This is a genomic window from Streptomyces sp. NPDC059166 (genome assembly GCF_042755185.1).
GTDB lineage: Bacteria > Actinomycetota > Actinomycetes > Streptomycetales > Streptomycetaceae > Streptomyces.
Genome location: NZ_JBHZCI010000078.1, coordinates 1 through 9,223, shown reverse-complemented (window position 1 = coordinate 9,223; position 9,223 = coordinate 1). Strand labels below are relative to the sequence as shown.

The following is a 9,223-nucleotide window of genomic DNA, read 5'->3' as shown; positions in this document are numbered from 1 at the left end:
CGGGGGGGCGGGCGCCGGGGCCGGGGGGCCGGGCGTCAACGCTCCGGTGGGGGGGTCGCTCGCTGGGGCGCGTGTTTGCCCCCGGTTTGCCCCCGGCCCCCGGGGGGCTAAATCGCCCCGACAGCCGAACGACACGGCCCGGCGTTAGCGTCCGGGCACGGCTTGAAACCGACGCCAGACGTTAACGGGGTACTCATGGAGTTCCGCATCCTAGGACCGGTCGAGGCCCGCAGGGACGGCACGGTGCTGCCTCTCGCCGGGGCGAAGATCCACACTGTGCTGGCCGCTCTGCTGCTGGCCAAGGGGCGTGTCGTCTCGGACAGCCGCCTCAGCGAGTTCCTATGGGGCTGGTCTCCGCCGACGACGAAGAACGCGCAGATCTACACCTACATCTCACGGCTGCGCAAGCAGCTCGGGGAGGGCGTCGAGATCGCGCGCTGCCAGCCCGGGTACTCACTGCACCCGGGCACCGCGTGGATCGACAGTGTCGAGTACGACCGGCTGGACCGCCTCGGCCGCGAGGCCCTGGAGGCACGGCACTTCGAGAAGGCGAGCGCCCTGCTCACGGCGGCGCTGGACCTGTGGCGCGGCGCGCCGTTCGCCAGCACCACGGAGCATCTGTGCGAGGCGGAGGTCCCCGAGTGGGAGGAGGCGTGGGCGACCACTCTGGTCTGCCGCATCGAGTCCGACCTCGCCCTGGGCCGGCACGGCGAACTCGTCCCCGAGCTGACCCGGCTGGTCGCGGAGCACCCGCTCAACGAGCGACTGCGGGCGCAGCTGATGACCGGGCTGTACCGGTCGTCGCGGCAGGGCGACGCGCTGTCGGTGTACCGGCAGGGGCGCATCGTGCTCCGTGAGGAACTCGGCGTCGACCCCGGCCCGGTGCTGAGGGAGGTGCACCGGCAGGTCCTGGAAGGGGCTGAGTTCGGGGATCGCGTGCTCGGTGGCACGGCCACGGTGCCTCGCGTGCCCGGCCCGCGTGCGCCCGGCGGGCCGGCCGGGAGCCCGCCTTCGGCAGGGCGCCCCCCGGTGCCGTCTCCGGCTCCGGCGATGCTGCCGCCCGACATCACCCACTTCAACGGCCGTGCCCTGCCCCTCGCCGAGGTGGTGTACGAGCTGCGCGGGGCGGGGGAGGGCCGGAACACGGGGCAGCAGCGCGGGGTCGTCATCACAGGGATGCCGGGATCGGGCAGGTCGGCCCTCGCGGTGCGGGCCGCGCACCTGCTCCGCGAGCAGTTCTCCGACGGCCAGCTGTACGCGGAACTGGACCGGGCCGACGGTTCCCGGCGCGAACCGCACGATGTGCTCCGGGACTTCCTGCACGCCCTGGGTGTGCCCGCCCACGCGGTACCGGGGTCCGTGGCGGAGCGCGTGCAGCTCTACCGGGGTCTGCTCGCCGACCGGCGGGTGCTGGTCGTGCTCGACGACGTGGCCGATGCCGCGCAGGCTGCCCCCCTGCTGCCCTTGGGGCCGCACTCCCGGGCCGTCCTCACCAGCCGGACGCCGGTCGTGGTGGACGGCGCGTCCCGGCTGATCCGGCTCCACCCGCTCGGAGCGGACGAGGCGTTGGCCCTGCTGTCGGCCGGGGCCGGTCCGAGGGGGGCCGAGCGGATCGCGGCAGAGCCCGATGCCGCGGCCACCGTGGTGGAGCTGTGCGACCGCTCGCCGCTGGCACTGCGCATCTGCGCGCTGCGTCTCGCGCTGGAACCGAGGGCACGGCCGGCGGATCTGCTCTCGCGGCTGCTGCCCCCCGAACGGCGTCTGGACGAGCTGCGCCACGGGGCCCTGGACGTGCGTGCCAGCCTGCGTGCCTGCTACGCGCCGCTGACCGCCGGGTCACGGAACGTGCTCAGGGCGCTGACCCTGATCCCGGAGAGCGAGTTCTCCGCCGCGGATGCGGCAGGCGTCCTGCGGTGCGGTGAGCGGGAGGCGGAGAAGGAACTGGAGGCGCTGGCCGACGCGCGGCTGATCGAGGTGACGGGGGTCGGGGCCGACCAGCGACTGGTGTACCGACTGCCGTCGTTGGTAAGGCTGTTCACCCAGGAGCAGAGGACACCCGTACGAGAGTGGGGCAACCAGGTGCCCCGCGGTTGACAGGAGCCCAGAGCCTTCCCGGAGGGCGGTCCGGTGGGTGTCCGGGCGGCCGGCGGGCTCGGCCCGGTCAGGACTCCGCGTGGAGGACCAGGCGTCCGGGCCGGAGGGGCGTCTCGCGATGGGCGAGGGCCGCGGTCCAAGGTCCGGACAGGGGGACGTCCCGGACCAGCCACCAGGCTGACTTCCCGTCCTGGGAGGGGAGTTCGACCCGTACCGGCCCCGGATCCTCCGGGTACACCTCCAGCCGCGTCAGTTCGGCCCGCAGGAGCCCCGTCCCGGCCGCCTTCACCACCGCCTCCTTCCGCGTCCAGCACTGGAAGTGCCGCTGGGCACGCACAGGTCCGTCCGGAACACCGAGGACGTGAGCCCGCTCGCGTTCGGTGAGGACCACGTCCGCCAGCCCTTCGACGTCGACCGACCGCAACGCCTCGACGTCGATGCCGACGGGTATCCCCGCGCACACGGCGAGCATCCCGTATCCGTCGGTCCGGGCCATACCGATCTCCGGTGGCTGCGGCACCACCGGCTCCAGCAGAAGAGGCGGACCGTGCTGCCGTGACGGGCATCCGGAACAGGGACGGTTGCCCAGGGTCACATCCGTCGCGGGGACCCCGAGCAGACCGCCGAGGGCGCGCCGGGTGCCGGCCCGGGTACGGGCGAGCGCGGCGGCGTCCCTCGGGTGGTGGAAGCGTCGGACGCGGCGTAGTTCGGCGTCGTCCAGCAGCAGGAGGTCCTCCGTCGCCGGCGTGCCCCCCGCGCGCCAGCCCCACACATGGATGTCCGCCGCGCGGGCCGGCTCGCCGGCCGGACCGGTCACGCTGGTGATCACTGTTCCCCCTAGGAACTCGGCTGCGATGCCGTCCGGTCTGTCTCCCCCCTCCCCGACCTTGTCCGGCATTGCTTGAGCGGTCCTATACACGTGACCGCGTGCGCGCCCCAGGGCCGTCGTCCCCGCCTGTCGAAGGCGGGAAGAACCGGTAGCGCACCGGCCCCGCGATCAGCCAGATCACCGTCACGATCCCGAACTGCGCGATCAGGTTCCATAGCCCCGACGCCTTGGATCCGGGCGCGGCGAGGGCCCACATCAGCAGCGTCAGCGCGGCGGCGACCGTGAACGCCGTGACGCAGCGAAGCCACAACCGCCACTCGTGGCGCACCCGTTCGGGACCCGAGCGGGGCGGCTTCGCGGGCGCCGGGGCGTTGGTGACCCGGTGCGCGAACCAGGCGTCCGCCCGGCGTACGATCTCCGGCCCGAATCCGACCGAGACCCCGAGGTAGACGGCCGCCAGACCGTGCGTCGCCCCCGCTTCGCCGCCGGACCGCAGATGAGCCACGGAGAAGGCGACCAGGGCGAGGTCGGTGAGCGGTACGCACACCAGGAGCGCCCCGCCCAGGCGGCGGGCGCGCAGCGCGTACCGGGCGAGGAGGCCCAGCACGAGGAAGACCCAGAAGGCGATCTCGCAGACGACGATCGCCCCGATCACCAGGCCGTCTCCGCCGAAGGCCCGGGTGACCGTCCCCGCTGCCGCCGCCGTCACGCCGGCACCCCTTCCGCCGGACGTGCCGCGCCCGGCCGGTCGCCCACGGCGTGCGCCCCGCCGTCCACGTGCACGATTTCCCCGGTCGTCGCCGGGAACCAGTCGGAGAGCAGGGCCACACAGGCCCGTGCCACGGGGTCGAAGTGCTCGGCGTCCCAGCCGAGGGGTGCCTTGCGACCCCAGTCGTCCGGCTCGTCGAAGCCGTCGCCCGAACCGATGTTGACCGCCGCGGTGGTGCGCAGCGGCCCCGCGGCCACCAGGTTGACGCGGACGCCGCGCGCACCGAGGTAGGAGGCGAGGTAGCGGGCGCAGGATTCCAGTCCGGCCTTCGCGACGCCCATCCAGTCGTACTCGGCCCAGGCGCGCGACGCGTCGAAGTCGAGACCCACGACACTGGAACGCTCGCCGAGCAGCGGCAGGACGGCGCGGGTGAGCGACTGCAGAGAGTACGTGGACACGTGGACCGCGCGGGCCACGTCCTCCCACTCGGTGGTCATGAAGTTGCCGCCGAGTGCGGACGCCGGAGCACCCGCGACGGAGTGGAGCACTCCGTCGAGCCGGTCGGTGTGCTCGCCCAACCGCTCCGCCAGGCTGTTGAGTTGGGTACGGTCGGTGACGTCCAGTTCCAGTACCGGCGGGGGTTCGGGGAGTCTGCGGGCCACCCGCTCGACCAGGGTCATACGGCCGTAGCCGGTGAGGAGGACGTCAGCGCCCTGTTCCTGGGCGAGACGGGCGGTGTGGAAGGCGATGGAGTTCTGGGTCAGCACTCCGGTCACCAGAACCGTCTTGCCCTTGAGCAGGTCCATTTTGTCTCTCCTGAATCCATGAGGGGTGAACAGTGGTTCTGTAATCGAACTACGGCCGGTCGGTGACCGGTCCACAGGAATTCCATGGAAGGTCTACACGGGGTCTATATTTGGCCGTCATCAGCAAAGAAGGCGCCCGGTGGACCCGGAGCGCCCTTAGTATTCCTGCCGAGACCTTAGACCAGCAGCGGCCCCCCGGGAAGCCCCGGATCAGGTCGGGACGAGAGGAAGCAATGCTACTTGTTCTTGAGATCGCCGGCGTGATCCTGCTCCTCCAGGGGGTGGCGCCGATCGTGCAGAGACTGACCGGCACGGACCCCGAGGAGAGTTTTTTCATCGTGAATTCTTTTCCGGAACACCAGGGGCTGGCCAGCGTGACGCTCGCCGTCGCGGGCGCCCTGCTGCTCGTCGGCGCCCTCCGGATCCGCCGCAGCCGCAAGAGCTGACCGGCCACGGATGTGGCGCGGGGCGCCGGACGGAGGTCCGGCGCCACGTTCGCACAGGTCAGCGCAGTGCCTGTGCGACCAGGTCCGTGAGAGTGGCAAGCACCTGCCGCTCGTGCTCCTGGAGGTAGAAATGGCCGCCGTCGAAGACGTGCTCGGTGCAGCGGGCCGTCGTGAGAGCCGACCACGCGGCGCCGCCCCCGGGTGTGACGCCCGCGTCGTCGCGTCCCCGCAGCACGGCGATCGGCGCGCCGACCGGACCCGGTCGCTCGGGACGGTACCCGTCCACCAACCGGTAGTCGGCCCTGATCATCGGGAGCACGACTTCCCTGAGTTCGGGATTGTCGAGGGCGGCGACCCCCGAGCCGCCGAACCCGCGGATCTCGGCCACGATCTCCTCGTCGGTGCGGGCCGCGCGCGGAGTGGTACCCCCGCTCTCCGGACGTCCCGGCGCGGCGCGCCCCGACACCAGCAGCAGTCGGGGCATCAGCCCGGCGGCCTCGCACCTGCGGGTGACCTCGTAGGCCACGGAGGCCCCCATGCTGTGCCCGAAGAGGACCACGTCCTTCTCGAACAGAGGACGGATCGCCTCCGTGACCGCGTCCGCGAGGTCATCCATCCGCGACAGGGGCGTCTCGGTGAAGCGGTCCTCGCGGCCGGGGTACTGAACCACGTGGAGATCGACCTCCGCCGGAAGTCCGTCCGCCCAGCTCCGGTAGACGCCGGCGGAGCCGCCGGCGTGCGGCAGGCACAGAAGGTTGACCGCCGCCCCCGCACGGGGGCGCCAGTTCCGCGTCCACCGGGCTCCCGGGCCGGCGGGGGTCCTCGTGCCGGCGCCGCCGACGGCCGCCATCAGGCCTTCGCCCCGGCCATCTCGCGCACCAGGCTCGCCGGACGCAGATCCGTCCACTCGCGCTCGACGTACGCCAGGGCGTCAGCGCGGTCGCCAGGCCCGAATGCCTGGTTCCAGCCCGCCGGGACCTCCAGGAAGGCCGGCCACAGCGAGTGCTGGTTCTCGGCGTTGACCAGGACGTAGAAGGCGGCGTCGTTGTCCTCGAAGGGGTTCATCACAGTCTCTTCCCTCTTTCTGCTTCAGATGCGATTCGCATGACTTCCTGAATACTGCCGGAATGCCTTTGGCCTAGTCAACAGAATTCAGTCCGGAAATGATTCTCCCGACCTCGGAAAGAACTTCTGGGCGGGCTATTTCCTCGTGCTTCGCCGTGAGCTCGTGAATGACGATCTCGCCGCTCACGTGAGCCTCCCAGCGTGAAACGTCGCGCCGTTCCGTATCCAGGGTCCAGTCAGCCGCACGGAAGAACAGCAGATCGCCGTCGTACCGCCGGTGCCGGTGATTCAGCATGGCCCGGGTGTTGTGGAGGTACGTTTCCAGGACGGCGTGGGCCAGGGTGTCGTCGACCCGGCCCAGCGCCCCCGCGCCGAGTTCCTCGCGCACCAGGTCCAGGGCCTGTGCCCGCGCGTCGGGCGCGAAGGGGTCGGCCAGGGCGCCCTGGAGGGCTTCGGCGAAGACGTCCTCCCCGCTCACCGGGATCAACTGACCGGCCATCGGCTGCGCCGGGTAGGAGTCGAGGACGACGAGCTGTTCGACCCTCTCCCCGCGTTCCTGGAGCCGCACGGCGACCTCGTGTGCGAGGTGCCCGCCGGCGGACCAGCCGAGCAGCCGGTACGGCCCGTTCGGCCGCAGGGCCGTGATGTGTTCGGCGTAGCGCGCCGCCAACACGTCCAACGGCTCGTCCGGGAACACGCCGTCCCCGTTCGTGCCCGCTGCCCCCAGGCTCGGCGACTGGAGTCCGTACACCGGCTGCCGGGGGTCGAGACCGCCCAGCAGGCCCGCGTAGCACCAGCTCAGACCGGCACCGGGCGGCAGACAGAACAAGGGGGGTTGATCGCCGCCGGTACGCAGCTCCAGAACGGGATCCAGGCCACCCCCGCCCAGGTCCCGGGCCGCCAGCAGCGCGGCGAGCGCGGCCGGAGTCGGCGCGGCGAACACCGACCGCACGCCGATCTCCACCCCGAGCGCGGCACGCAACCGTGTCACGAGGCCGGTCGCGTTCAGCGAATGCCCGCCCAGGTCGAAGAAGTTGTCCTCCGCACCGACTTCCGGCAGGCCCAGGACCTCCGCGAACGCGGCACAGAGGGCCTGCTCGGTGGCGGTGCGGGCCGGACGCCCACCCGACAGGGTGCCGAAGTCCGGTGCCGGCAGGGCACGACGGTCGAGCTTCCCGTTCGCGGTGAGCGGCAGTTCGGCCAGGACGGTGAAGGCCGCCGGGACCATGTACGCGGGCAGCGCGGCCCGGGCCCGCTCCCGTAGTGCCTCGGGCTCCGGCGGCTTCCCCGTGTCGGCCGGCACCACGTACGCGACGAGGTGCTCGCCGCCAGTCTGCGCCGGACCGCCCGTGCCGGTGACGACCGCGCGCGCGTGGGCGACGCCGGGAACGGCGGTGAGGACCGTCTCGATCTCGCCGAGTTCGATGCGCAGACCTCGGACCTTCACCTGGTCGTCGGTGCGCCCGAGGTACTCGATCGCGCCGTCCTCGCGCCGCCGGACGAGGTCGCCGGTCCGGTACATGCGCGTGCCGGGGGAACCGGCCCGGTCGTGGAAGTGCGCTGCGAATGGGTCGGCCACGAAGCGTTCCGCTGTGAGTGCCGCACGGCCCAGATACCCGCGCGCCAACTGCGTTCCAGCCAGGTGAAGTTCACCGACGGAACCGGGCGGTACCGGCCGCAGCGCGTCGTCCAGGACGTACAGCCGGGTGTTCCAGACCGGGTGCCCTATCGGCACGGGGCCCTCGCCCGGGGTGCAGTCCCAGTGGGTGACGTCCACGGACGCCTCGGTGGGGCCGTAGAGGTTGTGCACGGGCGCGCCCGTCACCGCGGCGGCCCGGTCGGCGGTCCCCTCCGGGAGGGCCTCGCCGCTGCACAGGATGCGCCGCAGAGTGCCGCGGGTGCCGCCGGCGGCGGGATCCTGGAGGAAGACGTCGAGCATGGACGGCACGAAGTGGACCGTGGTGACCCGGTGCGTGGCCACGGCCTCCGCCAGGTAGGCGGGGTCGCGGTGGCCCCCCGGCCGGGCGATGACGAGTCCCGCACCGGTCATCAGAGGCCAGAAGAACTCCCACACCGAGACGTCGAACCCGTAGGGCGTCTTCTGGAGCACCCGGTCGTCGGGCCCGAGATTGTAGCGGTCCTGCATCCACAGCAGCCGGTTGACTATTCCCTCGTGGGGGACCCCCACCCCCTTGGGCGTGCCGGTGGAGCCCGAGGTGAAGATGACGTACGCGAGGTTCGCCGGGCCCAGGGCCCCGCGGCGGTCGGTGTCGGAGAGCGCGCGGTCCGGGAGGGAGCCCAGGGCGGCAGCGGTGTCGGGGGCGTCGACGACGAGCAGCTCCACACCGCAGGCGGCCGCGCCGGTGCGCACGGCCGGACGCCCGGCAATGACCTGCCGGTCGGTGACGAGACACACCGGGACTGCCGTCCGCAGCATGGCTTCGACACGGCCGGACGGCAGTTCGGTGTCCACGGGCAGATACGCGGAGCCCGTCTTCAGCACAGCGAGCAGGGTGACGACGAGGCCGCGTCCCCGCTCCAGCGCGACGGCCACCGGCCGGTCCGGGCCCGCGCCCCTGGCCACGAGGAGCCGGGCGAGCCGGTTGGCGTCGGCGTGGAGCTCCGCGTACGTGGTCCGCTCCCACGTGTCCTGCTCGCCCTCGGCCGGGTGGTGGACGAGAGCGGCGGCGTCGGGTGAGCGCAGGGCCTGCGCCTCCAGCAGGGCGGTGAGCGTGGTGCGGGGTACGGGGTGTGCGGTGTCGTTCCCCGCGGTCAGGGCCTGGCGCTGCTCCTCGGCATCCAGCAGGCCGAGGTCCCGCACGGTCGTCAGCGGGTCGGCGACGACGGCGGCGAGCACCCGGCGCAGCCGGTCGCCGAGGCGGGCGGCGGAGACGGCGTCGATGAGGTCGGGGCGGTGGTCGATCCGGAAACGGAGCTGTTCACCGGGCAGGCCCACGAGGGTGACGGCGTAGTGGGTGGCGTCCCGCGCGTCCATGTCGGTGATCTCGACACCGCCGGCCAGTCGCGGGGCGCTCTCGGCGTCCACGGGGTAGTTCTCGAAGACGGTGGTGGTGTCGAAGAGTTCGTGGTGTCCGGAGCGGCGTTGGATGTCGGCCAGTTGGACGAACTGGTGTGGGGTGAGGTTGGTCTGGTGGTTCTGGAGGGTGGTGAGGAGGTCCGCGAGGCGGTCGTGGTGGTTCCAGGTGACGCGGACGGGGAGGGTGTTGATGAGGAGGCCGACCATGGTCTCGATGCCGGGGAGTTCCGGGGGGCG

Annotated in this window: 8 protein-coding genes; 2 read left to right on the top strand and 6 right to left on the bottom strand. The window is 72.2% G+C overall.

Features of this window, described 5'->3' with window-relative positions:
• Positions 1–195: 195 nt before the first annotated feature.
• Entirely contained in the window at positions 196–2,094 is a 1,899-nt protein-coding gene (locus ACFXOA_RS31810; RefSeq protein ID WP_385035588.1) for a BTAD domain-containing putative transcriptional regulator, read from the top strand.
• 67 nt (positions 2,095–2,161) lie between these two features.
• Here ACFXOA_RS31810 and ACFXOA_RS31805 read toward each other — a convergent pair whose 3' ends face one another.
• The 3 genes from ACFXOA_RS31805 to fabI all read right to left on the bottom strand — a co-directional run bounded on the left by ACFXOA_RS31805 (position 2,162) and on the right by fabI (position 4,438).
• The gene (locus tag ACFXOA_RS31805; protein ID WP_385035586.1) at positions 2,162–2,923 is read right to left on the bottom strand and encodes a 4'-phosphopantetheinyl transferase family protein; all 762 of its coding nucleotides are present in this window, start codon (positions 2,921–2,923) and stop codon (positions 2,162–2,164) included.
• A gap of 82 nt (positions 2,924–3,005) precedes the next feature.
• Entirely contained in the window at positions 3,006–3,632 is a 627-nt protein-coding gene (locus ACFXOA_RS31800) for a hypothetical protein (protein WP_385035584.1), read from the bottom strand.
• A complete protein-coding gene (fabI, locus tag ACFXOA_RS31795; RefSeq protein WP_385035582.1) occupies positions 3,629–4,438 on the bottom strand; it encodes an enoyl-ACP reductase FabI in 810 nt (269 codons plus the stop codon). Before fabI ends, ACFXOA_RS31800 begins: the two co-directional genes overlap by 4 nt.
• A gap of 233 nt (positions 4,439–4,671) precedes the next feature.
• Here fabI and ACFXOA_RS31790 point away from each other — a divergent pair, with 233 nt between their 5' ends.
• Positions 4,672–4,884 (top strand): hypothetical protein, encoded by a 213-nt coding sequence (locus tag ACFXOA_RS31790; RefSeq protein ID WP_385035580.1) that lies wholly within the window; start codon positions 4,672–4,674, stop codon positions 4,882–4,884.
• Positions 4,885–4,942: 58 nt separating this feature from the next.
• Here ACFXOA_RS31790 and ACFXOA_RS31785 read toward each other — a convergent pair whose 3' ends face one another.
• The 3 genes from ACFXOA_RS31785 to ACFXOA_RS31775 all read right to left on the bottom strand — a co-directional run.
• A complete protein-coding gene (locus tag ACFXOA_RS31785; RefSeq protein ID WP_385035578.1) occupies positions 4,943–5,734 on the bottom strand; it encodes a thioesterase II family protein in 792 nt (263 codons plus the stop codon).
• Positions 5,734–5,949, bottom strand: coding sequence for an MbtH family protein (locus ACFXOA_RS31780; protein WP_385035576.1), 216 nt, complete (start codon positions 5,947–5,949; stop codon positions 5,734–5,736). Before ACFXOA_RS31780 ends, ACFXOA_RS31785 begins: the two co-directional genes overlap by 1 nt.
• A gap of 73 nt (positions 5,950–6,022) precedes the next feature.
• Positions 6,023–9,223: amino acid adenylation domain-containing protein (locus tag ACFXOA_RS31775; RefSeq protein WP_385035574.1), on the bottom strand; the 3,201-nt coding region annotated here is incomplete at its 5' end.